Here is a 24307-nt window from a genome sequence, read left to right as displayed (position 1 = left end):
CTTAGCTCGCTGTCTAACCGTAGCGAGCTATTTATTTTTATAGGATTTTCAATGAAATTTTGGAAACACACTTTACTTACCATGCTAACGGCGAGTGCAATCAGCCCAGTTCAAGCCGAGCCAATGCCTCTAGATAAAGTGGCGGTAATCGTTAATGAAGGCGTGGTACTGCAAAGTGATATCGATGTCTCAATTAAAACGCTTAAGGCCAATGCAAAGAAGAACGGCCAACAGCTGCCTGATGAAGATGTGTTAATTGAGCAAGTGACCGAGAAACTGATCGTTGATACGATTCAACAACAGGAAGCAGAACGTATTGGTGTGCGCATCGATGATAACCGCCTCAATGAAGCGATCACTGAGATTGCTAAGAACAACAACCAAACGGTTGAACAGCTTAGCGCTTCAATTGCAGAGGAGGGCTTAAGCTACGCAGAGTTTCGTGAGCAAATTCGCAAAGAAATTGCAGCAAGTGAAGCACGCAATGCACTGGTACGTCGCCGCATCAACATCTTACCCGCGGAAGTGGACAACCTAGCCAATATTCTTGCACAAGAGACTAATGCAACAGTTCAATACAAGATCGGCCATATTCAGCTACGCGTAGATGACGGCGATGATAAATCAGCGATTGAAGCAGAAGCCAACCAACTAGTTAAAGAGTTAAAAAACGGCGCCGATTTCAGCACTATGGCTTACACCTACTCAAAAGGTCCTAAAGCGCTACAAGGTGGTGATTGGGGCTGGATGCGTAAAGAAGAGATGCCAACCATCTTTGCTGATCAAATTAATCTACAAAACAAAGGTAGCATTATTGGCCCATTCCGCAGCGGCGTTGGTTTCCACATTATCAAGATCGAAGACGTTAAAGGTCTAGAAACTGTCGCGGTTACCGAAGTCAATGCTCGCCATATTCTTATTAAGCCAACCGTCATTCTTAGTGATGAGGGTGTACAAAACGATCTTAACGAGATTATTCGTCGCATTAAAGCTGGCGAAACTACCTTTGGTGAAATGGCGCAGCAATACAGCCAAGATCCTGGTTCAGCGGCTCAAGATGGTGAGCTAGGTTACCAAACTTCTGATCTTTACGTCCCTGAGTTTAAGCACCAAGTTGATACTTTACCTGTCGGCCAGATTAGTGAACCATTTAAGACGGTTCATGGTTGGCACATTGTGGAAGTTATCGATCGCCGTGAAGTGGACCGCACTGACTCAGCACTAAAGAACAAAGCTTACCGAATTCTGTTTAACCGCAAGTTCAATGAAGAAGCGAGTGCTTGGCTGCAAGAGATTCGTGCAAGTGCCTTCGTCGAAGTGGTTGAGGAAGACGATCAAGATGACCGTTAAGCGCATTATTGTTACTGCAGGTGAACCTGCTGGCATTGGCCCCGACTTGGTTCTTGCTCTTTCCAAAGAGAACTGGAGCCATCAAATCGTGGTCTGCGCAGACAAACAGATGCTAGCTGAGCGTGCAGCTCAGCTTGATATTTGTGTCGAATTAATTGACTATCAAGCCGATAGTGAAGTGGTCGCTCAAAAAGCGGGGACACTGGTGGTTGACCATATCCCTTTAGCTAATCCTGCCGTTGCAGGCCAGCTCGATGAAGCTAATGGTCAATATGTATTAAAAACATTAGAAAGAGCCGCATTGGGCTGTATGAATAATGAATTTGATGCTATTGTCACCGGCCCTGTGCATAAAGGGGTGATAAACCGTGCTGGTGTGGCATTTAGCGGTCATACCGAGTTCTTCGCTGAGAAATCCAACACACCACTTGTGGTAATGATGTTAGCGACCGAAGGGCTTAGAGTGGCCTTGGTCACCACACACATCCCACTCGCTTATGTATCGCAGGCAGTAACAGAAGAAAGACTAGAGAAGATCATCGACATCCTAAACAAGGATTTGGTGGAAAAATTCGCTATATCTTCGCCTAAAATCTACGTATGTGGCTTAAACCCGCATGCAGGAGAAGATGGTGTGCTCGGCATGGAAGAGATTAAAACCATCACTCCCACTCTGAACAGACTGCGCCAAGAGAAAAGTATCAACCTCATTGGCCCTTTGCCTGCAGATACCATCTTCAATGAAAAATATTTGCAAGATGCCGATGCAGTGCTCGGGATGTATCACGATCAGGTACTTCCTGTATTAAAATATAAAGGCTTTGGCCGCTCGGTGAACATTACCTTGGGCTTGCCGTTTATAAGGACCTCCGTTGATCACGGCACCGCACTTGACCTTGCAGGGACTGGCAATGCGGATACAGGAAGCTTTAGAACGGCTTTGGCTCATGCGATTGAGCTAGTCGATAAAAAATCGAATTAACTTGAGAATACTATGAGAAACGATGTCCACTTAGGACACAAAGCAAGAAAACGCTTTGGTCAAAACTTCCTAAATGACCCTTACATCATTGATGGAATTGTCTCTGCAATTAACCCAAAACCTGGGCAAAACTTGGTTGAGATCGGTCCTGGTCTAGGTGCGATTACTGAACCAGTAGGTAAAGAAGTCGATAAGTTTACGGTTATTGAGCTTGACCGCGACCTGGCAGAGCGCCTGCGTAACCACCCTGATTTAGGTGACAAGCTGACTATTCATGAAGGCGATGCAATGCGCTTCGACTTCACTCAGCTAGTTAAACCAAACAACAAACTACGTATTTTTGGTAACCTGCCGTACAACATCTCTACGCCATTGATGTTCCACCTATTTGAGTTTCATAAAGATGTGCAAGACATGCACTTTATGCTGCAAAAAGAGGTAGTTAACCGTTTAGCAGCAGGCCCTGGGACTAAAGCTTACGGCCGTTTAACCGTAATGGCTCAATACTTCTGTAAGGTTGTTCCTGTACTAGAAGTGCCACCAACTGCATTCGTTCCGCCACCAAAAGTGGATTCTGCTGTGGTACGCCTTGTCCCTTACGAGGAGATCCCTCACCCAGTGACAAGCTTAAAATGGCTTGATCGCGTGTGTCGTGAAGGCTTTAACCAACGCCGTAAAACAGTTCGCAACTGTTATAAAGCACTACTCAGTGCTGAGGTTCTTGAGCAACTCGGAGTTAACCCAAGCATGCGCCCAGAGAATCTCACCCTAGAACAATTTGTCGATATGGCAAACTGGCTAGACGCCAACCACAAATAAGCGCTATACATTAAGGGTGATAAATTGCAGATTTATCACCCTTTTTTTGGCTTTGCATAGGAGTTTACATGGAAGCTACCCCTTGTATTAAAGTCCAAGTCCATACCAAATACATTCCTGACCAATCTCAACCCGATGCAAAACGCTACGTTTTTGCCTACATCATTACGATCAAAAATCTCAGTCAACAAGCCGTCCAACTGATCAGCCGACGCTGGCTGATTACTGATGCCAACGGCAAGCAAATGACCGTTGAAGGAGAAGGCGTGGTTGGCCAACAGCCCGTTATCTCAGCTAGCGACGAGTACACTTATAACAGCGGTACGGTAATCGAAACCCCTGTTGGCGTGATGCAAGGGCAATACATTATGCATGACCAAGATGGCAATGAGTTCATCACTGAGATTGAACCATTTAGGCTCGCCATCCCCAATATTCTTAACTAAGGTACATCCGTGGCTACATACATTGTCGGTGACCTACAAGGTTGCCTTGATGAGCTCTTACTACTGTTAGATAAAGTCGCATTCGACTCGAAGCGAGACACGCTGTGGATTGCTGGCGATCTTGTTGCCAGAGGGCCAAAATCGCTTGAGACACTACGCTTTGTACGCTCTCTAGGTTCCTCTGCCAAAGTCATTTTGGGCAACCATGATTTGCATCTTCTTGCAGTCTCGCTAGGGTTGTTCAAAGTTAAAAACAAAGACAAAACTGCACCTATTTTTGCTGCCGATGATAAACAACAGCTGCTTGATTGGTTAAGAGAGCAACCTCTGTTAGCCGAGCACGATGATTTTGTTATGTGTCATGCTGGCATCTCTCCTCAATGGTCTTTGGAGCAAGCACGCCAAGCAGCAAGTGAAGTGGAAACCATATTGCGTAGCGCAAGATGGTCTTGGTTGATTGAAAACATGTACTCCAATCAACCGGACCTGTGGCAAGACTCTTTACAAGGTATCGAGCGTTATCGCTACATTATTAATGCCTTTACCCGGATGCGTTTTTGCTCGGCCGGTAGCCGATTGGATATGGACTGCAAACTACCACCGAGTGAAATAAATGACGATAATCTCATTCCTTGGTTCAAGGTTAAAGACAGAGTACAACTTGAAAAACCAATACTATTTGGTCACTGGGCAGCACTTGAAGGTTATGCCGGAGAAGAGGTGATTGGCTTAGATACTGGCTGCGTCTGGGGCGGTCATCTGACTATGCTGCGATGGGAAGATAAGCAGTTTTTCTCCCAAAAGTCGTTAACAAACAACGATTAATCCTTGAAAGGCTGGCACACTGTGTACGTTGCCAACCTTTTTGCACAAGTCAGATAATAAAGCTCAAATAGCAGCCAGCACTACCTGCAACTTTCGACTCACTTACAACAACTCCCTCTCGAAGGGCGAAGCCCGATCTCGGAGCAAAGCGTTCTCTCATCTCGCAGGGCGTAGCCTGTTCTTAGCCGTTTCTCTCTAGAACTACAAAACGCATATCGTAAGCATTCTTCTCATCGGCAGAATAAGACTCGGAGTAAGTTTCTTTAAACTCATCACCCCATGATGGGAACTGAGTATCGCCTTGAATATCTGCTTCAATATGAGTGACATATAATTTATTGGCTTTAGGTAGGCAAGCCTCATAAATAGTACCGCCACCAATGATCATCACTTCCTCCACATCCCCGACTACTTGCAGAGCTTCATCAATAGAAGTTACCGTTTCAACGCCTTCAATCACCAAAGACGCATCACGGCTAATCACAATATTTTGTCTACCCGGTAGCGGACGTCCAATTGAGTCATAGGTTTTACGTCCCATCACAACCGGTTTACCCATTGTTGAGCGCTTAAACCAAGCAAAGTCAGCCGGTAAATGCCATGGCATCTGATTGTCTTTGCCGATAATACGATCATTGGCCATTGCGGCGATCATACTGATGATCATTGAATAACTCCTTGGATTCTAAACGATAGGTTTGCGGCGATAGAATAGCAACCCAGGCATGGCTAAGCCAACTGCTAATCCCGCGATAATGAACATTGCTTTAAGGAAGTTTTCCATCAACATCGCCACAAGCTCAGGACTGTATCCTCGATGATTCAGCTCAACCAAAGCAATCATCGCTTTAAAGGCAAACACACCGGGTACCATTGGAATCAGAGCCGCGACAGTAAACACTTTCGGGTGAGCCAAAAATCGTGCTGACCAATGAATACCAACCATGCTGACGATCATAGCTGCAAAGAAAGTTGCCCATTCAATGGGAACACCAAAATGCATCATCAAATAACGTGAACCATGACCAATGGCTCCCCCTAAAGCACAATAGATTAATGCCTTTTGCGGTACGTTAAATACCAATGCAAAACCAACTGCTGGGATAGCAGCAAACAACATATCATTGAGTAAGCCCAACATGAGATCTAATGAGATCATACCACCCACCCCCATACACCGACTAAACTCATTGCTGCGACGATACCGAGACTTGTCGCCAGTGTCAGTAAACTTGCCATCACAAAGCGTGCTATGCCCATGTTGATATAGCCTTTAAGCATATCTGCGACTGAGTTAATTAGAGGGAAGCCGGGAACGAGCATCAAAACCGAAGAGGCCATGACCAGTGAAGGAGAGTTACCCAGCTCATAGATAACCGCTTGCGCTGAAACTACAGTGGTCACAAATGCTGTTGCGGTAAAGTTCATTAATGGATTGAAATGGCGATGACCAATTTCTTGTCTTACTACCATGCCGACTGATGAAGCAATAAAAGTCATCGCAAACACAACCCAGTCACCACCCGCTAAATGGCTGAATGCAGCGCATGACAACCCGATCATAAACACAACTAACCAGCGGTTATAACGTTCAGGACTAATCTTATCCAGCTGCTGCTGCGCTAAAGAGTAATCGATAATGCCACGTTCGAGCATAATGCAGATTCGTTGCACCTGAGTGATTGCTCGCATATTAATGCCGCGATCAGGGCAACGACGGGCGGTAGTAATACAGTGTTCTTGATAAACGGTAGTGACGACTAATGAACTTGCAGATAACGAAACTTCGACTTCATCCATACCCGCGGCGAAACCGAAGCGGCGCATAAGATCACCTACAAGGGTACTTTCAGCACCATGCGCCAAAAGCATTTGCCCAGCTTGGGCGATTAAACGAGACACCGCCCGTTGTTTAGATGCCATGATTCTATCCTACTCCTTTAGAATGCCCTTTATTGTGCAGAGAAATTTACTGTAGTGATTTGATTTAGACACAAAAAAGCCGCAATAGATATTGCGGCTATAAATTTTATGCACTGTTATTCGCGGACGTAGACAACGTGACCGTCATCTTCTTCATCGTCCCAATCATCCCAGTCGTCATCATCTTCAGTGATAACATCGTCACCTGCGATCGCATCTTTGTGGTAATCATCCCACATGAAATCGACTTTCTCTTCTTCAGAGATTTCTTCCTCTTCGCGCGGTAGGCTTTCCATAAAGTCAGCCAGTTTATAGCAAAGCTCTTTGGTGCCCTGTTTATTCACTGCAGAGATCTTGTAGTAATCCTCTTCCCAGCCTAAAGCATCGATAATATTTTGGATCACTTCGTTTGCTTCTTCTTCAGGCATCAGATCAACCTTGTTGAAGATCAGCCAACGCGGCTTGTCTGCTAACTTCTCGCTGTATTGCTCTAATTCATCAATGATGGTTAGCGCATTTTGCACAGGATCGCTTTGATCGATCGGCATAATATCGATCATATGCAGCAGAACGCGACAACGCTCTAAGTGCTTCAAGAAACGGATACCAAGGCCAGCACCATCAGCAGCACCTTCAATCAAGCCTGGAATATCCGCAACAACAAAGCTCTTCTCTGGAACAACACTCACTACACCAAGACTCGGGATAAGCGTCGTAAATGGGTAGTCCGCCACTTTTGGCTTCGCTGCAGATACTGAACGAATAAATGTCGACTTACCTGCATTCGGCAATCCAAGCATACCCACATCAGCAAGTAGCAACAGCTCTAAACGAACTTCGCGAATTTCACCTTTAGTACCTAACGTCTTTTGACGTGGTGCTCGGTTTACTGACGATTTAAAACGGGTGTTACCCAAACCGTGCCAACCGCCTTTTGCCACCATGACTTTTTTGCCATGTTCAGCAACTTCAGCAACGATTTCATTGGTGTGAATGTCAACAGCACGAGTACCAACAGGCACGCGAAGCACTTTGTCTTTACCGCGCTTCCCCGTACAGTTACCGCCACGGCCATTCTCACCACGCTCTGCTTCATAGAAGCGCTGGAAGCGATAATCAATTAGCGTGTTAAGGTTTTCATCAGCTTGGATGTATACATCACCACCGTCACCACCGTCGCCACCATCCGGGCCTCCTTTCGCAACGAATTTCTCACGCCAGAAACTCACTACACCGTTACCGCCATCACCGGCTTGAACTTTTACTACCGCTTCATCAACGAATTTCATCTCTTACTCCGCCCTTGTGCTACTTATCGTAGCTGCGTTGCAAATATCATCTCAAAACACCCTATCTCTTAGGGAGAAGTGAATGATATAAATTCTAGCAGATTCCATTTTCAGATCGATCACCTTGATCTTCGATCGTTCTGCTAACTAGGAATACATATTGAGGGACTTTTTTCAAAGTGCCTTAGTATAGATTCCACGCTTCGAAGCCATCTCTTGAGCTACCATAAATAAAAAACCCCGCCGAATCGGCAGGGCTTTTGAATTCAGCTTGAAAGCTAATAAGTGATTTAAACTAGGTTTAAATTACTCAGCTTCGATGCTAACGAATTTACGGTTTTTAGGACCTTTCACTTCGAACTTCACTTTACCTTCAGTAAGAGCGAATAGAGTGTGGTCTTTACCGATACCAACGTTAGTACCAGCGTGGAACTTAGTACCACGTTGACGAACGATGATGTTACCTGCAAGAACAGACTCACCACCGAAACGCTTAACACCTAGACGTTTGCTTTCTGAATCGCGGCCGTTACGAGTAGAACCACCAGCTTTTTTGTGTGCCATTGTTAAACTCTCCTAATCGATTAAGCGTTGATACCAGTGATTTTCACTTCCGTGAACCACTGACGGTGACCTTGTTGCTTACGAGAGTGCTTACGACGACGGAACTTAACGATTTTAACTTTATCGCCACGACCGTGTTGTACAACTTCAGCAACTACTTTACCGCCCTCTACTAGAGGAGCACCCACTTTAATGTCTTCACCGTTAGCAACAAGAAGAACTTTATCAAATTCAACAGTTGCACCAGTTTCAACGTCTAATTTCTCTAAACGAAGAGTTTGACCTTCGCTTACACGGTGTTGTTTACCACCAGATTGGAAAACAGCGTACATATCTTACTCCGCTTTTTCCGCACAGCCGTATGCTATTTGAGCATCAAGGGTGTGCGCTAAACTAATCATCAATAGGGCGCAGATTCTACAGAAAGGTCGCACCTATGACAAGCCATATTTTGAAAAAATTGGCGAAAAGCTAATCGCCAATGAAAAGTGCCCAGATGATGCCCTTTAACCATGTATTAATCAACGTTTTTTAGTGTATTATTCAGCAATTAAAACAGATAAGAATACCTTACTAGTTCTAACTTCAGCCGGAATTACAATGGATTTTAAAGCTATCCAAGCACTCACCGCCGATGACATGGCAAAAGTGAATGAAACAATTCACGCACAACTCAACTCTGATGTCTCTTTAATCAATCAACTGGGTTTCTACATCGTTAGCGGTGGTGGCAAGCGTATACGTCCTCTTTTAGCTGTTCTGTCAGCTAAAGCACTTGGCTACAGAGGAGAGGCTCATACCACCGCAGCCGCTTTTATTGAGTTTATTCATACCGCGACTCTACTGCATGACGATGTCGTCGATGAATCAGACATGCGACGTGGTAAAGCCACAGCTAATGCAGCCTTTGGTAATGCAGCGAGCGTTTTGGTGGGCGACTTTATATACACGCGCTCATTCCAAATGATGACGGAGCTAGGATCATTAAAGATCCTTAAGCTAATGAGTGACGCGGTAAACGTCATTGCGGAAGGTGAAGTTCAACAACTGATGAACTGCAACGACCCTGACACCACCGAAGAAAGCTACATGCAAGTTATCTACTCTAAGACGGCTCGCTTGTTTGAAGCGGCAACCCAGATTGGTGCCATCCTAAACGAAGCACCTGAAAAGGTAGAGCTTGCCTTACAGAATTACGGCAAATACCTCGGAACCGCATTCCAGCTGATTGACGACGTGATGGATTACACTTCTGATGGTAAAGAGATGGGCAAGAATGTCGGCGATGACCTTGCTGAAGGTAAACCGACCTTACCTCTTCTTTATGCAATGCGTAACGGTAGTGCAGAACAAACGGAGATGATTCGTGAAGCGATTGAAAAATCCAATGGTATGGAACGCTTGAACGATATTCTCGCAGCGATGGAACAAACCGGTTCTTTAGAGTACACACGCCAAAAAGCTTACCAAGAGGCAGATAAAGCCATTGCTGAGCTCAAGGTATTAGAAGAGTCTGAATATAAGCAAGCACTCGTCACGCTTGCTCATATGGCTGTTCATCGCACTAGTTAATTTTTGCGATAAGTAAACTGCATATACAACAACGGGAACCTCTAGGTTCCCGTTTCTCTCTTTATTAGAGAGTTCCAGCTCAGCAAATCGAAGGTAACTTGACTGGTTACTATGCTTAGAGTCTTTGCGCTCCAAAGTTTTAATAACCTCACCCGCTATTCAAACCTAGCACTAAAGGTTGATCTTTAACATTACCTTAGTACATTTTGTGAGCAATATATTTTTTAGAATGCTTAAATAAATCATTATTGCATCCTTTGCTCATCACCTTCCCAAATTAGCCTTTGGTAATCAAAACGTCATGAGGTGATCATCTAACTCTCATCTCGCTGAAGCCTTCTTGCAACATCCCATACCTATCCTCATTTCGACCCACTACCATTTTGAGGATGCTATGGAAGTTTCTAGTCCGTTTCGTTTACCGAAAAAGACCCCATTTCGCTTAGGAGAGAGCTTTACTGAATGGGCAACTGGTCTCAATAAGCTCGATAAATTTTATGCTCAGCGCCCTGCTGGCTGTGATACTCAAGCCTTTCTTCGCTTCACTCTTGAAGTGCTCGGTATTGACTATCAGGTGTGTAAAGGTTCGTTAAGCCATATTCCGCAATCGGGCTCTACTGTGATTGTCGCCAACCATCCTCTAGGTTGTGTCGAAGGCGTGATTCTTGCCGAGCTACTCCTTCAAATAAGAAGTGACGTTCAGATCCTCGCCAATCAATACCTAAAAACGGTTCCTGAACTTGATGAACTCTTTATTGGTGTGGATGTATTCGAAGGACAAAACGCTCACAAGTCCAACCTAAAAGCACTTCGTAAAGCCCACCAGCATTTAGAACAAGGCGGTCTGTTGCTGCTATTTCCTGCGGGAGAGGTCTCACAGTTAGTCGATAGAAAAGCGCAGCGCCTTGAAGACAAAGAGTGGAGTCGCTCAGTCAGTAGTTTGATTCGCAAATCAAGAGCAACCACCATTCCGGTGTTTATCGATGGCCAAAACTCTCAGCGCTTTTATCTCGCGGGGAAAGTACATCCTCTACTACGCACCTTGATGCTTGGCCGAGAGTTGCTCAATAAAACGCATCAGAAGATTCAAATCTCTATTGGCTCGGCGATCAAATACAAGGAAGTCAATGGACTCACAGACACTCAAATCGTCAACTACCTGCGCTTAAACACCTACTTATTACAAAGCAAAACACTGACGCAGCAAAAACAGAACTTATCATCTAGCTCATTTCTACCTATCGCCACTCAACTCCCCATTGATGATCTCGAAGCGGATCTCAGCACCATGCCCGAAGATCATTTGTTGCTTTCGAGCGCGGAGTTTGACGTCTACTGTACAACCGCCGAGCATATCCCTTCAATGCTGCACGAGATCGGACGCCTGAGAGAACACAACTTTCGCCAAGTTGGAGAAGGAACAGGTCTGGATCTTGATCTTGACGAGTTTGATCGTGATTACTTACATCTCTTTATTTGGGATAGAGAGCATCGATGCCTCGTGGGCGCTTATCGGTTAGGACTGGTCGATCAACTCATCAGTAAACATGGGATTAAGGGACTCTACTCAAGAACCTTGTTTAACTTTGAACAGCCTTTTATCGATACCATGAGTCAATCTATAGAAATGGGGCGCTCTGTAATCGATGAGAAATATCAGAAGAGTATGGCGCCACTATTGCTGCTTTGGAAAGGTATTGCCGCCTATGTAGATAAGAACCCAGAGTATACCCACCTATTTGGTCCTGTCAGTATCAGCAACGATTACAGTGAGCAAACAAGACAATTACTCGCAGAGACCATGACCCTTCATCACTATGACTCCGAAAAAGCCGAGTACGTCACCCCTTCTAACCCATTATCAACTAGCGCTCCAAGCTGGAATACAAGCATGCTCACAGCCCTTGCCGATCTGCAGCTATTATCAAGGGTCATTGCTAGAATCGATGATGGCAAAGGCGTACCAGTCTTATTGAGGCAATACCTTGGACTAAATGGAAAGCTAGTATCCTTTAACGTTGATCCTGCCTTTAATAACGCACTTGATGGCTTGATCATGGTTGATCTAAGAGATGTACCACTCAAAACCTTAGCGAGATATATGGGGGCCAACCAAGCTGAGGCTTACTTAAAATCCCATCATATTGAGATCTAGAGAAGTCATGTCTCCCTCCCCTAAGTGCTGCGTGACCAAGGCAGCACTTTTGTTATCCAGATTATCTGCTTACAACACCTCACTAATCGCTCGATTGCAATAGAAGCGACCTTTACATCTAGGAAAATAAACTGGTTGAAAATATAGTTATAGAGATTAAAACCAAGATCACTTTCAGGATCAGATAAAAATGAGATTGACGAAAAAAACAACAAGATAAAAGCTAGGTGAGATAACAAAACACAACAATAAGGAAGTCGCTTAGTTATGTTGCCATCCAAGCTAAAACTGCGCTCACTGTTAGCAGGAACGCTAACACTATCACTTGCTCTTAGTTCATTCTCTGCACTTGCAGCAGAAAAAGTCTACCGCTTAAAACTTGCCGAAACTTGGGGACCGAATACCCCCATCTTAGGTGATGCAACCAAGAACATGGCCAAGCTTGCCGAAGAGATGTCAAACGGTCGCTTAAAAATTCGTATTGATTCCGCTAATAAACACAAAGCCCCTTTAGGGATATTCGATATGGTCAAGTCTGGTCAATACGACTTGGGCCACTCAAGCTCCTACTATTGGAAAGGCAAAGTACCTAACACGTTATACTTCTCCTCCATGCCATTTGGCATGATCTCTACTGAGCAATATGCTTGGTTTTATCGCGGTGGCGGTATGGAGTTAATGGAAAAAGTCTATGCACCACACAACCTTCTTTCTTTCCCCGGCGGTAACTCTGACATTCAGATGGGTGGCTGGTTTAAAAAAGAGATCAACTCAGTAGACGATCTAAAAGGACTTAAAATTCGTATTCCAGGCTTTGCTGGTGAAGTGATGGCAAAAGTAGGTGCAAAACCAACCAACATCGCTCCGGGAGAACTCTATACCTCATTGGAGCGAGGAACCATTGACGCACTGGAATGGGTAGGTCCTGCATTTGACCTTAGAATGGGCTTTCAGAAAATCGCACCTTATTACTACACGGCGTGGCATGAACCGGGTTCGGAAACTCAGTTCTTAGTGAATAAAAAGAAATGGGATTCACTACCTAAAGATCTACAAACAATATTGGAAACAGCATTCCGAGTGGCAGCATTTGATATGTACACTCAGGCAGTCGATGCAAATGCAAATAGTTGGGCGACAATGAGTGCGGAGTACCCAGATATAAAAGTAAGAGACTTCCCACCGGAAGTGTTAAAAGCGATGCAAACAGCAACCACCGAATTGCTTGAACAGCAAGCTAGTAGCGACGCATTAGCGAAAGAGATCATTGAGTCACAAAAACAGTACTTAACTAAAGTACGTGCATGGACTGACATCTCTTCTAAAGCTTACCTAGATACCAACTAACACAACTTTGTGGCAGAGGAGACTCTGCCACGCGATCTGCCTTAAATAGCGACAAACTTACTTGGCTAGACGGTGAGTTTGATGTGTTACTCAATTACAGAAATCACCCTTTCTTGACAAAAGTCACAAAATAACCCCCAACACCCTCACAACAAAACCATACAAGGATCACATTAATCGTTAATTCGAATAATCAAAGAAGACATAAAGTGACCTACATCACTAAGTGCCAAGACATTAAAAAATCAAAAACAAGACATTGATCGATTAATTTTTATTGACAAAAGAGCAAGTGCTAATTTGTAAAAAAGTTACACCCAAAATATTTGAACTAGATCGCTTAAATACTATTAGGTAGAAGTGTTTTATTTGCGACTAATCACAAAAAACCCGTTGTCAGTTCCAAACTGAATTTGTGTGGTAAATTGATTGGGTACTAAGCAATCAAGCGGTTTTGGCGAACCGTACTACTACAATATTCATCAGAACATCGAACGGGGAACTCTTATGATATCACCAGATGCTAAGATCAAGATACAAAATTTTGGTCGTTTTCTGTCTAACATGGTAATGCCGAATATCGGCGCGTTTATCGCATGGGGCTTTATCACGGCACTCTTTATTCCAACTGGCTGGCTACCTAATGAAACGCTAGCGGCTATGGTTGGCCCAATGATCACTTACTTACTACCGCTCCTTATTGGTTATACCGGTGGTAAACTTGTTGGTGGAGATCGCGGTGCGGTTGTTGGTGCCATCACGACCATGGGCGTCATCGTTGGTACTGATATACCAATGTTTATGGGCGCGATGATGGTCGGCCCTCTGGGTGGTTGGGCAATTAAGAAATTCGACAACTACATTGATGGCAAAGTGAAAAGCGGCTTTGAGATGTTGGTCAACAACTTCTCTGCTGGCATCATCGGTATGCTATGTGCAATTTTGGCATTCATGTTCATTGGACCTTTTGTCAAAGTTCTTTCTGGTGGTCTAGCGGCTGGCGTTAACTTCTTAGTCTCAGCGCACCTTCTTCCTTTGACCTCTATTTTTGTTGAGCCAGCGAAGATTCTGTTCCTCAACAATGCGATCAACCACGGAATCTTCTCACCACTAGGTATTCAGCAAGCTTCTGAGGCCGGTCAGTCGATCTTTTTCCTAATCGAAGCAAACCCAGGTCCTGGTTTAGGTATTCTGTTGGCTTACATGGTTTTCGGTAAAGGGACTGCTCGTCAAACTGCAGGTGGCGCTTCAATTATTCACTTCTTTGGCGGTATCCACGAGATTTACTTCCCGTATATTCTAATGAACCCACGTCTTATCCTAGCTGCAATTGCTGGCGGTATGACAGGCGTATTCGTACTCGTCATGTTTAACGCGGGCATCGTCTCTCCAGCTTCTTCAGGTTCTATCTTTGCCATCCTGTTGATGACGCAGAAAGGCTCTATCGTTGGTGTATTAGCTTCTATTGCAGCGGCTACTGGTGTTTCATTTACCGTTGCTGCCTTGCTGATGAAGACTCAAACCTCAACGGAAGAAGATGGCGACAAAGCGGCATTAGAAAAAGCCACTTCACAAATGAAAGAAATGAAGTCTGGCGCAAAATCAGATTCAACAGTCAACGCTCAAAACAAAGGCAACATCGATCTTGCAAACGTAACCAGCATTATTGTCGCTTGTGACGCAGGTATGGGCTCTAGCGCGATGGGCGCGAGCATGCTGCGTAAAAAAGTCCAAGATGCAGGTCTAAACATTGATGTAAACAATCTAGCCATTAATAGCCTAACTGAGAGCGCTGATATCGTGATTACCCACAAAGATCTAACGGATCGTGCTCGCAAGCATGCTCCTAATGCCCAACATATTTCTCTGACTAACTTTTTAGACAGCGAAATGTACAACCAACTTGTCACTAAGCTTCTTGCCGCTCAGAAAGGGGCAGCAGCAAATGATGATCAAAACGTTAAAGCCTCTGTACTCGCTGCCAATGATGACAGCTATGAGCCTCAGCAGCCTTCTGTTTTCCAAATCGCACAAGAAAACATCCACCTAGGCTTAAGCGCTAGCAACAAAGAAGACGCGATTCGTTTTGCAGGTAACAAACTGGTTGAAATGGGCTACGTAGAACCAGAATACGTTGATGCCATGTTTGAACGTGAGAAATTGGTCCCAACTTATTTGGGCGAGTCTATTGCTGTCCCTCACGGCACCATTGAAGCAAAAGACAAAGTAAAGAAAACCGGTATTGTCATCTGCCAATACCCAGCAGGTATTCAATTTACTGATGACCAAGACGATGTCGCCAAACTGGTTATTGGTATTGCCGCTAAAAATGATGAACACATTCAAGTGATCACTACCATCACTAATGCACTCGATGAGCCTGAAGCGATTGAAACGCTAACCAGCACTCAAGATGTGGCTAAGATTCTGAATATTTTAGGGAATCCACAAGCCGCGTAATCCTTCACTCAAAACCTTTGCTCCTGAGAGCAAACGAGGTCGACTGTCACCCCCTATGCAGTTGGCCTCACCCTAGAGTCGTTAGTTTTTATTCTTTTATTTGGTAGGTAAATTATGAAAAATGCAGTTCATTTTGGTGCAGGCAATATCGGTCGCGGTTTTATTGGAAAGCTACTTGCTGACGCGGATGTTGAAGTCACGTTCGCCGATGTGGATACTCCGCTTGTCGATCAACTCAGTCACAAACAAGAGTACAAGGTTAAAGTTGTGGGCACTGAGTGCCAAATAGAGACCGTAACTCACGTGACTGCGGTCAACTCAGCAAGTGAAGATGTAATTGAGCGTATAGCGAAAACCGATTTAGTCACCACAGCCGTTGGTCCAAATGTGTTGGATATTATTGCAAAAACAATCGCAACAGGAATCACAAAGCGCTTTGAATCTGGTAATGAATCTCCGCTTAATATTATCGCCTGCGAAAACATGGTTCGTGGCACCACTCACCTCAAAGGTGAAGTTTACAAACACCTAGATAGCTCACTGCATGGTAAAGCGGATGAGTTGGTTGGCTTTGTCGATTCAGCCGTTGACCGCATTGTGCCACCCGCAGAAGCTGCCAACGATGATCCACTCGAAGTCACTGTTGAAAGCTTTAGCGAGTGGATTGTTGACGAGCAGCAGTTTAAAGGTGAAATTCCCGACATTTCTGGAATGGAGAAAACCGATAACCTAATGGCCTTCGTTGAGCGTAAGTTGTTTACTCTCAATACTGGTCACTGCATTACGGCTTATTTAGGTTGCTTGAAAGGCCACCAAACCATACGTCAGGCTATTGAAGACCCAGAAATTAGAGCGGATGTAAAACAAGCGATGTTCGAAAGTGGTGAAGTCCTGATTCGTCGCTATGGCTTTGATCGCGAGTTACACGCTGCTTATATCGAAAAAATTCTAAGTCGATTCGCTAATCCATATTTGGTCGATGAAGTCGACCGCGTCGGCCGCCAACCAATTCGCAAATTAGGCGCAAATGATAGATTAGTGAAGCCATTACTAGGTACAATTGAGTATGGCACTGAAAATCAAACGCTTTTAAAGGGTATCGCCGCAGCTCTCAAATATAAGAGTGAGGATGATCCGCAAGCAATTGAGCTACAAACCTCTTTGCAAGAACATGGCATTCGCCACACGCTAGCAAGGTACACAGGTTTGGATGAAAACAGCAAAGAAGTCGCGCAAATCGAATCCTTCTTCGCGGCACTATAACAACAAATACGGGGAGGAGAACTCTCCTCCTCCATCAACAAAAAGTTTTAGTTCAGTATATGGCAGACAAAATTAATGAAACCGACATTATAGAGCGATTAAATAGCGCCCCATCGGTACGCGGCTTTTTTATTGCTGCCGTTGACGTATTTAATGACTCAATTGATGCACTGATGCAAAGAATCTTTCAGAAAGATAACTTTGCAGTGCAATCGGTTGTTGGCCCGTTGCTCCATGACTCCGGTCCATTAGGCGATTTATCTGTCCGTTTGAAGTTACTGTTTGGCTTAGGTGTTCTACCTAATGATGTCTATCACGATATAGAAGATATCATCAAAATTAAAAATGAACTTAACAGTGACGCAGCTGATTATCAGTTCACTGACCCCAACGTTTTACAACCAATCAAAAAGCTCAACTTGGTAAAAAAAATGGGCATGGTACAACTTGAAGTCGCCGAACCAGATGACGACATCGATCTTGAGTTCTACCAACTACAGCTTCAACGTCAACAGCAAATCATAAAGTCAGGGCTCTCACTGGCAATTGTCGAGATATGTAATGAACTCGGCAAAGAGAGCCCATTCTAATAACAACGACGACTTATCATTGTCAGCCTCCTATTGACTTACAACAGGAGACATCATGTTAAAAGCGGTTCTTTTCGATATGGATGGGCTTATCTTTGATACCGAGTCTATCTACAAACTGAGCTGGCAGTATGCCGCTAGTGAACAAAACCTCGACTTAAGCGACGACTTCTATCAGCAATTCATCGGTGTTCAAGACCCGGAATGCGAACGGATTCTCGCTGAGCACTTTCAAAACGCACTCGACCTATCACGCTATAAACAAGTTCGCGACGACCATTTTCATCGCTTAAGATCCAATGGCATCGCTTTCAAACCCGGTTTTGACCCACTATTCCAAGACATTAAGCGACGTGGACTCGCAACAGCCATTGTCACCTCCTCACACCTTGCTGAGGTCAAATACAATTTCACCACCAGCGACTACCTACCTCAGTTTGATTTAGTCATCACAGCAGAAGATGTCGAACGCGCTAAACCTTACCCTGACTGCTACCAAATGGCTTGCACTCATCTCGGTTTGACAGCCGAAGAATGTTTAGTTTTAGAAGACTCAAATAACGGAGTAAAAGCGGCACTGGCAGCGGGTTGTCCTGTGGTCATGGTGCCAGATTTGTTACCACCTCAAGCAGAAATCATCGACAAGATGACTGTAGTCGAGAGCCTAGAACAACTCATTACGCTCCTTGATTCTTTTTAGCCTGCACTAATAATAAAAGAGCCGAGGCGCAAAGCTTCGGCTCAATAACGGTTAGTAATAATTCACCATTAAATGGCAATACACATAGGTGTATTAGAAATAGGGCCACGGAATACTTTCGCTTTCAGGTCAAACACCTCATCAAGCAAAGACTCGGTAAACACCTCATCGGGCGAACCTTCTGCTATAAGCTGGCCTTGCTCAAGTACAATCAAATGATCGCAATAACGGCACGCTTGGTTGAGATCATGCAATACCACCACAACCGTTTTGCCTTTCGCATTCATTTGTTGCATCAGCTTCATCAACTCCACTTGATGAGACATATCCAAGTAGGTGGTGGGTTCGTCCAACATCACCACTTCCGTGTCTTGTGCCATTACCATCGCAATCCATGCCCTTTGACGCTGTCCGCCAGATAAGGCTTCAACAGGTTTATCGGCAAACTCCAAAACCCCTGTATCCAGCATAGCTTGTTCGACAATGGCTTTATCCTCCTGCCCTAACCTTCCCCAATGTGACACATAGGGAGAACGGCCATACTCGACCAGTTTTCTGACGGTTATCCCTTCAGGACTCACTAAGATTTGCGGCAACAGTGACAAGGAACGAGCTAGGCGCTTATCTCCATAGCTCGACAACGGCTTTTGATTAAACAAAACGTCACCAGATAAAGGTGTATTGATTCGAGCTAACGTCTTCAATAACGTTGATTTTCCGCAGCCGTTTGGGCCGATCAACGCAGTGATTTTGCCTTTCGGTATTGAGACTGACAAATTAGGAATGATTGTATTTTTGCCATAGGCGACAGTCAGGTTCTGGGTCTTAAGCATGATTACCAACCTCGATAGCGATAAAGAAGAAAAATAAAATACGGTGCTCCGATAACGGATGTGAGCACACCTGCTGGTAATTCAATAGGCGGTTGAATCCCACGAGCTAAGCCATCAGCACAAGTAACTAATAATGCGCCAACCAAGGCGGAAGCGGGTATCAACAGTTTATGGTTATGACCAAACAGCAAACGTGCCAAATGAGGGGCTAATAGGCCAACAAAGCTGATTGTTCCGGCAACAGCTACGCTGATACTGGCTAAAAGAACCGCCGCTAACAGTGCTAAAGATTGGATTTGATTCGGTTTGGTCCCTAGAGTGGTCGCACTCTCTTCACCCAACCCCATTACATCTAAGCGCCATGCTAACCATAACGCGAGTGGTATCAGCAACGCGAGAGTGCCCCAAATGACAGGAACTTGCTGCCAATTTCGCCCCCAAAGGCTGCCCGTCAACCATACCATGGCGGTATTAATTTCAATGGGATGAGTAACCAACAAAAAGTCGATGCCACTGGCGAGAAAAGCACTCACCGCGATACCAATCAAAGCTAACCTTGCAGGTGTTGGCTTCGAACGCCATGCCAGAACCCCAATTAATCCCGCCGCTAAGATACCCCCAGACATTGCAATCAATGGTAGCCAGTTTAACGACGTATTAGGAAACCATACTAAACTCGCTGTTGCCGCTAACCCAGCGCCAGCACTTATTCCCATCAGATCGGGAGAAGCTAACGGATTTCGAATCACACCTTGAACCAGTAAGCCCGATAGTCCGAGTCCCGCTCCAACGCCAATTGCCAACAAGGTACGAGGAAAACGGTATTGATGAATTACAAAGTCATCGTTTGAAAAAGAGAACAGAAGTTCGATAACTTGGGAAGCAGACAGCGAGGCGGCTCCCACCAATAGGCTAGCAGCCGCCGCCAGACCAACAAGCCCGAGCAAAAGTGCCAATTTTGTTTGATGAAGCATTAAGACCTCCTCATCGCAACAAGGATAAAACATGGCGTTCCGATCAATGCCGTAAGCACTCCCACCGGAGTTTCAGTTGGAAACGCAATCGCACGAGATAAGGCATCAGACCAAGCGACAAGAGCCGCCCCCGTAAGGGCTGAGCAAGGGATCAGTAAATGATAGTTATGACCGACTAGCGGTCTGACTAAATGGGGAACAAGAAGACCAACAAAACCGATAGGACCTGCAATGGCAACGCACGTTCCGGCCAACAAAACTATGGTGAGGCCAGTAACTAGGCGAGTCAGTTGGATATTGCTCCCCAACCCAACGGCCACTTCCTCGCCAAGCGCCAATAAGTTGAGATTACGCGCTAACCCTATCGCTAAGCTCAATCCAACCAAAGCAGGCGGCCAAAGTTGATTCCATTGCTCATTATCAACGCTTGCTAAAGACCCCGTCAGCCAATGCAAAACACTGTAAGCCATATCATCAGCAAGGATAAGCGCTGCTCTAGTAAGACCAAGCAGCAGAGCACTGATTGCAATGCCCGCTAATACCAAGCGCAAAGGGTGAGAACGAACAGAGAAAAAACCGCCTAGCATCATCACTGACATGCCACTCAGTAGCGCCCCTAGTACTGCATTAAGAATTGGGTTGATATCACTGACAATTGGCATGCCAATGGCAGCGAATGCCATAAAACACGCCGCCCCAGCGTTTATGCCCAGAATCGAGGGAGATGCCAACGAGTTACGCGTCAGCCCTTGCATCAGTAAACCTGCAACAGCAAGACAAGCACCAATCATTAACCCAGCATAGGCCCTTGGAGCTCTTAAGGTTGCAAGTATCTGGTGATTCATATTGCCTTGATCAAATGAAAACCAGTAGCCGACTAAATCTTTGAATGTGAGTGAGAAGTTTGACCAACCCAGCATTGAAGCGGCGTAACCCGTCACGACCAAAACAAAAATAGCGGCGATGATAAACATCGCTCGCCACGGGGTTTTAGACTGACAATAGTTTTGGTTCAGTGTCGTTGCGTTGCTCATGAAGAGCCCAAAATCTGCTCTAGGTTCTGCGCCATATTCTCCGCTGCTAACATGCCTCGATTGAGTGACCAAAGCGCAGGAGACACTTCAATAATATGCTGTGCTTTTGCTGACGAAAGCAGCTTAAACAAAGGGTTCTTTTCCCATTCGTTAACAATGTTTGGCTGGGAGTACGCACCAATCAGCAGCCAATCAGGGTTTGTTTTTAGCAGTAATTCAAAGCTTGCTGGCAGATAAGCTTTTTCTGTAGCCTGTGTAATTGGACTCTTGATACCTAGCTCAGTAAGTACACCACCGGCATAGGATTTAGGGCCATGAAGCCACATACCTTTGTCTGAAACAACCGCAAACTGAACCGTTTGTTTGAGTGCAAAATTCTGCTTGTATTCAGCCATCGCTTGTTGATGCAGCTGAATGCGCTTTTCCATCGCTTGTTGCTTATTGAGCACGATGCCGATCTTGCGCGCAGATTCTAGATTCTCATGATATGACTCACCGCGGCTTTTCAGCAGCAAGGTCGGTGCAATACGGTTGAGGTCTTGATAAATCGTCGGATGACGCTCAGCATCCGCAATGATCAAATCCGGTTTTAGTACCGCAATCGCCTCTAAGCTAGGCTGCGAGCGCATACCAACAGATTGCCATGGCTGAACTAAATCACGCACTGCAGGAATAACTCTTGTCGCATCGTTGTCATCAGCCACACCAACAGGTGACACGCCGACCGCAGCCAACGCATCAACAAAAGAAAACTCCAAGACAACAACGCGTTGAGGCGTGCTATCTAATTCGAATGTCCCCTGCTCATCTTGGACGACGCGAGTTTTGGCCGAGCTTTGAAAAGGCATAACGCTTACCAGAAACAAGATCAACGCAGCAAGCCATAAGTTGCCAGATAGAAACCGAGATTTATTTTCCATGTTTTTGTATCTCCAAATAAAAAATCATAAAAGTCGCTAAAGTGAATTGGCGACTTTTAATTCGTTAACTTCAGTAAATAGTCAGTTAGAACTGGTAGTTCAGGTCTAAGGTGTAAGAACGCCCTGCCGCTGGGTAACGACCAACAGGGCTGGTATCGATGCCTCGGAAATAGTAATCCTCATCGAACAGGTTATTCACCGCGACATTCATACGCAGCTTACCTTTGTCATCCTTGTAGAGATCGGTTCCAAGGTTGAAGTTCCAGACCATGTAAGCGGGAACTTTACCCTTAGCACCCGTTGAGTCTTCTTCACTTGTATTGGCGTTATTAGAATAGGCATCGCTGAAGTAGTAGCCCGAAATGGTTGTATCAACACCGACAAATGCGTAGCTAGCATCCCAACTCAGCTGATGTTTAGACGCATAAGGAAGCTGATTACCTTTGTTTGTGCCTTCTTCTTCTAACGTCGCATCTAGGTAGTTGTAACTTGCACCTAGGCTAAGCGCTTGCATTGATTCAGGAACGTAACGAGCCGATAGCTCAATCCCCTGATGAAGCGTCTTACCGATGTTTTCAAATGTTTGCGTTGCACTTTGCCACTGCAGTTGATCTTTAAAATCAATGCGATACAAAGCAGCGTTGAAGCTAGTGGAATCTTGGGTATAGCGAGCACCTAACTCGTAGTTCCACGCCAGTTCACTCCCCTCTTGCCCCAGTCCTCGAATGTAAGCTATCTGAGGTGCGCGCAGAGATTTTTGAGCATTCGCATAACCAACCCACTGCTCCGTCAGGTTATAAGCAACCGTCAGACCGGGTAGCCATTCGGTCACTTTATTGTCTGTACTTTGCGCTTTGCCCAAATCATCAAACTTCATGTCGACAGATTCATAACGAATCCCCGGAGTGATTTTTAATGCATCTTGCAACAGGCCCACTTCATTACTGATATAGCCCGCAAAAGCATCCGTCTCTAAATGCCAGTCACGAGGGACACTGGTCGCTCCACCAGCAATCGGAGTTTGAGTCAGCTTGTAATCGATGTCTTCATTAACGTAGCGCGCACCTAGGATCCAATTTTGCGTTACTGCGCTGCCCTCACCGAAGTGCATCGCGAGTTTTGGCTCTACCCCATAGATTTTGAACTCTCGTGGAGAAGTACGCACGTCAGTTGAAGGTAGTGCAGGATCGGCCCAGTGCCCTCCGGCCCCATTAAAGCCCCACTGGAAAAAGCGCTCAGAGTTATGACCAAAGGTTTGAACTTGCAGCTCTGCACTGTCGGCAATGTTTAGCTCTTGGGTGTACTTCAAACTCCAACGCGTTGATTTTCCCTGATACTCATCATAAGGACGCTTAGATTGAGTTCGATCTTGCTGATAATCTTCAGGAGATAAAGCGCCCGGCATTTGCGTATCCGCATCGTACCTTTGAATAAAAGCTTGCAGCTCTTGGGTGTCGCTTAACAACCAATCGGCTTTGACTTGGAAGTTTTTGACATCCGTATCAGAGTGCGCGCGGAAGCTCTCACCTTTCAAAAAGTTACCTTCTAATTGAATCGCGAAAGTATCCGTTAACCAACCTCCCGTTCTTAAATAAAAGTCGTTAAGTGGCGTGTTACCATCTTCAAACACCGTTAAGCGGTTACTGATCTCTGTCTGCCAAGTGTTTGGAATCGGTTTGGTTACCAAGTTAATCACACCACCGACGTTATTGGGGCCATACTGAACAGCCGCACCACCGCGTACAATATCGATTCGGTCAATCATGGATAAGGTTGCTGGGAAAATGGATTGTCCAGTATGACCATATGGCGCTAGGGTAAGTGGAACACCATCCATTAAGAATTGAGCATGTCCGCTACGGCTTGCTTTTAAGCCTCGCACCGAGATGTTAGGTAACACACCTGTGCCCGTTTCATCTTGAACTTTAATACCAGGTACGCTTTGCAACGCAGAATCGATTGAATGAGCAGCCGTTTTTTCAATTTGATCACTAGTAAGCACAGTACGTGCACCAGGGTATTCTTTGACGTCTTCTACCGCAGAATTGCCAATGACACTCGCGGTCACTACAACCGTCTCCATCGCGGTAGACTGAGGCTCTGACGCGGCAAATGCATTCATGGAGGTAAGTGAAGCTATCGCCGTCGCGAGAGCACTTAAACGCAGCTTAGCTTGGGGGCTACCATCCATATTTTGGTAAAGCATGGGGATCTCCATTAACAGAATTTAGGGGCAAAGAGAGATTTGGCTTTGACCCTAT

The 24307-nt window shown here is 45.2% G+C and carries 23 protein-coding genes; 12 read left to right on the top strand and 11 right to left on the bottom strand.

The annotated features are described in order from the left end of the window. Nucleotides 1-51 precede the first annotated feature (51 nt). The 5 genes from surA (at nt 52) to apaH (ending at nt 4422) form a co-directional block, all read left to right on the top strand. Nucleotides 52-1350: a peptidylprolyl isomerase SurA gene (gene surA, locus LYZ37_RS02015; RefSeq protein ID WP_272786257.1), complete on the top strand. Its 1299-nt coding sequence runs from the start codon at nt 52-54 to the stop codon at nt 1348-1350. Beyond that, nucleotides 1340-2332 carry a 4-hydroxythreonine-4-phosphate dehydrogenase PdxA gene (gene pdxA, locus LYZ37_RS02010; protein WP_272786256.1) on the top strand — a complete coding sequence of 331 codons (993 nt, stop codon included), beginning with the start codon at nt 1340-1342 and terminating at the stop codon, nt 2330-2332. The genes surA and pdxA overlap by 11 nt, the downstream gene beginning before the upstream one ends. A 12-nt stretch (nt 2333-2344) precedes the next feature. Then, a complete protein-coding gene (rsmA, locus tag LYZ37_RS02005) occupies nt 2345-3151 on the top strand; it encodes a 16S rRNA (adenine(1518)-N(6)/adenine(1519)-N(6))-dimethyltransferase RsmA (RefSeq protein ID WP_272786255.1) in 807 nt (268 codons plus the stop codon). 68 nt (nt 3152-3219) lie between these two features. Continuing rightward, entirely contained in the window at nt 3220-3597 is a 378-nt protein-coding gene (gene apaG / locus LYZ37_RS02000; protein WP_272786254.1) for a Co2+/Mg2+ efflux protein ApaG, read from the top strand. Between the two features lie 9 nt (nt 3598-3606). Continuing rightward, nucleotides 3607-4422, top strand: a complete 816-nt coding sequence (gene apaH, locus LYZ37_RS01995) for a bis(5'-nucleosyl)-tetraphosphatase (symmetrical) ApaH (RefSeq protein ID WP_272786253.1) — start codon at nt 3607-3609, stop codon at nt 4420-4422. Between the two features lie 181 nt (nt 4423-4603). Here the strand turns inward: apaH and folA are convergent, their stop codons facing one another. From folA to rplU, 6 genes are all read right to left on the bottom strand, one after another. Further along, on the bottom strand, nt 4604-5089 hold the full coding sequence (gene folA, locus LYZ37_RS01990; protein WP_272786252.1) for a type 3 dihydrofolate reductase: 486 nt from the start codon (nt 5087-5089) through the stop codon (nt 4604-4606). An 18-nt stretch (nt 5090-5107) separates the two neighbouring features. After that, on the bottom strand, nt 5108-5596 hold the full coding sequence (locus LYZ37_RS01985; protein WP_272786251.1) for a threonine/serine exporter family protein: 489 nt from the start codon (nt 5594-5596) through the stop codon (nt 5108-5110). Next, nucleotides 5578-6345, bottom strand: a complete 768-nt coding sequence (locus LYZ37_RS01980) for a threonine/serine exporter family protein (RefSeq protein WP_004742550.1) — start codon at nt 6343-6345, stop codon at nt 5578-5580. Before LYZ37_RS01980 ends, LYZ37_RS01985 begins: the two co-directional genes overlap by 19 nt. A 116-nt stretch (nt 6346-6461) precedes the next feature. Further along, nucleotides 6462-7634, bottom strand: coding sequence for an Obg family GTPase CgtA (gene cgtA / locus LYZ37_RS01975; RefSeq protein ID WP_171324753.1), 1173 nt, complete (start codon nt 7632-7634; stop codon nt 6462-6464). Between the two features lie 306 nt (nt 7635-7940). Beyond that, nucleotides 7941-8198: a 50S ribosomal protein L27 gene (gene rpmA, locus LYZ37_RS01970; protein ID WP_004409945.1), complete on the bottom strand. Its 258-nt coding sequence runs from the start codon at nt 8196-8198 to the stop codon at nt 7941-7943. Nucleotides 8199-8218: 20 nt separating this feature from the next. Further along, entirely contained in the window at nt 8219-8530 is a 312-nt protein-coding gene (rplU, locus tag LYZ37_RS01965) for a 50S ribosomal protein L21 (protein WP_000271393.1), read from the bottom strand. A gap of 268 nt (nt 8531-8798) precedes the next feature. Between rplU and ispB the strand changes: the two genes are divergently transcribed. The 7 genes from ispB (at nt 8799) to LYZ37_RS01930 (ending at nt 18285) form a co-directional block, all read left to right on the top strand. Then, complete coding sequence (ispB, locus tag LYZ37_RS01960) at nt 8799-9770, top strand: octaprenyl diphosphate synthase (protein ID WP_272786250.1); 972 nt, start codon at nt 8799-8801, stop codon at nt 9768-9770. Between the two features lie 394 nt (nt 9771-10164). Next, complete coding sequence (locus LYZ37_RS01955) at nt 10165-11925, top strand: lysophospholipid acyltransferase family protein (RefSeq protein ID WP_272786248.1); 1761 nt, start codon at nt 10165-10167, stop codon at nt 11923-11925. A 267-nt stretch (nt 11926-12192) separates the two neighbouring features. Beyond that, entirely contained in the window at nt 12193-13272 is a 1080-nt protein-coding gene (locus LYZ37_RS01950; protein WP_272786247.1) for a TRAP transporter substrate-binding protein, read from the top strand. A gap of 507 nt (nt 13273-13779) precedes the next feature. Beyond that, nucleotides 13780-15732, top strand: coding sequence for a PTS mannitol transporter subunit IICBA (locus LYZ37_RS01945; RefSeq protein ID WP_272786246.1), 1953 nt, complete (start codon nt 13780-13782; stop codon nt 15730-15732). A gap of 114 nt (nt 15733-15846) precedes the next feature. Then, a complete protein-coding gene (locus LYZ37_RS01940) occupies nt 15847-16995 on the top strand; it encodes a mannitol-1-phosphate 5-dehydrogenase (protein ID WP_272786245.1) in 1149 nt (382 codons plus the stop codon). Nucleotides 16996-17054: 59 nt separating this feature from the next. Then, the gene (locus tag LYZ37_RS01935) at nt 17055-17585 is read left to right on the top strand and encodes an MltR family transcriptional regulator (protein WP_272786244.1); all 531 of its coding nucleotides are present in this window, start codon (nt 17055-17057) and stop codon (nt 17583-17585) included. Between the two features lie 55 nt (nt 17586-17640). Then, on the top strand, nt 17641-18285 hold the full coding sequence (locus LYZ37_RS01930) for an HAD family hydrolase (RefSeq protein WP_272786243.1): 645 nt from the start codon (nt 17641-17643) through the stop codon (nt 18283-18285). A 68-nt stretch (nt 18286-18353) separates the two neighbouring features. Here the strand turns inward: LYZ37_RS01930 and fecE are convergent, their stop codons facing one another. The 5 genes from fecE to LYZ37_RS01905 all read right to left on the bottom strand — a co-directional run bounded on the left by fecE (nt 18354) and on the right by LYZ37_RS01905 (nt 24252). Further along, nucleotides 18354-19118, bottom strand: a complete 765-nt coding sequence (fecE, locus tag LYZ37_RS01925) for a Fe(3+) dicitrate ABC transporter ATP-binding protein FecE (protein WP_272786242.1) — start codon at nt 19116-19118, stop codon at nt 18354-18356. 2 nt (nt 19119-19120) lie between these two features. After that, entirely contained in the window at nt 19121-20092 is a 972-nt protein-coding gene (locus LYZ37_RS01920; protein WP_272786241.1) for an iron chelate uptake ABC transporter family permease subunit, read from the bottom strand. Continuing rightward, the gene (locus tag LYZ37_RS01915) at nt 20092-21066 is read right to left on the bottom strand and encodes a FecCD family ABC transporter permease (RefSeq protein WP_272787132.1); all 975 of its coding nucleotides are present in this window, start codon (nt 21064-21066) and stop codon (nt 20092-20094) included. The genes LYZ37_RS01920 and LYZ37_RS01915 overlap by 1 nt, the downstream gene beginning before the upstream one ends. Nucleotides 21067-21122: 56 nt before the next feature. Further along, on the bottom strand, nt 21123-22046 hold the full coding sequence (locus tag LYZ37_RS01910; protein WP_272786240.1) for a Fe(3+) dicitrate ABC transporter substrate-binding protein: 924 nt from the start codon (nt 22044-22046) through the stop codon (nt 21123-21125). 85 nt (nt 22047-22131) lie between these two features. Continuing rightward, the gene (locus tag LYZ37_RS01905; RefSeq protein ID WP_272786239.1) at nt 22132-24252 is read right to left on the bottom strand and encodes a TonB-dependent receptor family protein; all 2121 of its coding nucleotides are present in this window, start codon (nt 24250-24252) and stop codon (nt 22132-22134) included. Nucleotides 24253-24307: the final 55 nt, after the last annotated feature.

The sequence above is a fragment of the Vibrio tubiashii genome, assembly GCF_028551255.1.
Taxonomy (GTDB): Bacteria; Pseudomonadota; Gammaproteobacteria; order Enterobacterales; family Vibrionaceae; genus Vibrio; species Vibrio tubiashii_B.
The sequence above is the reverse complement of the archived record's forward strand: the minus strand, read 5'-3'. Positions and strand labels throughout refer to the sequence as shown.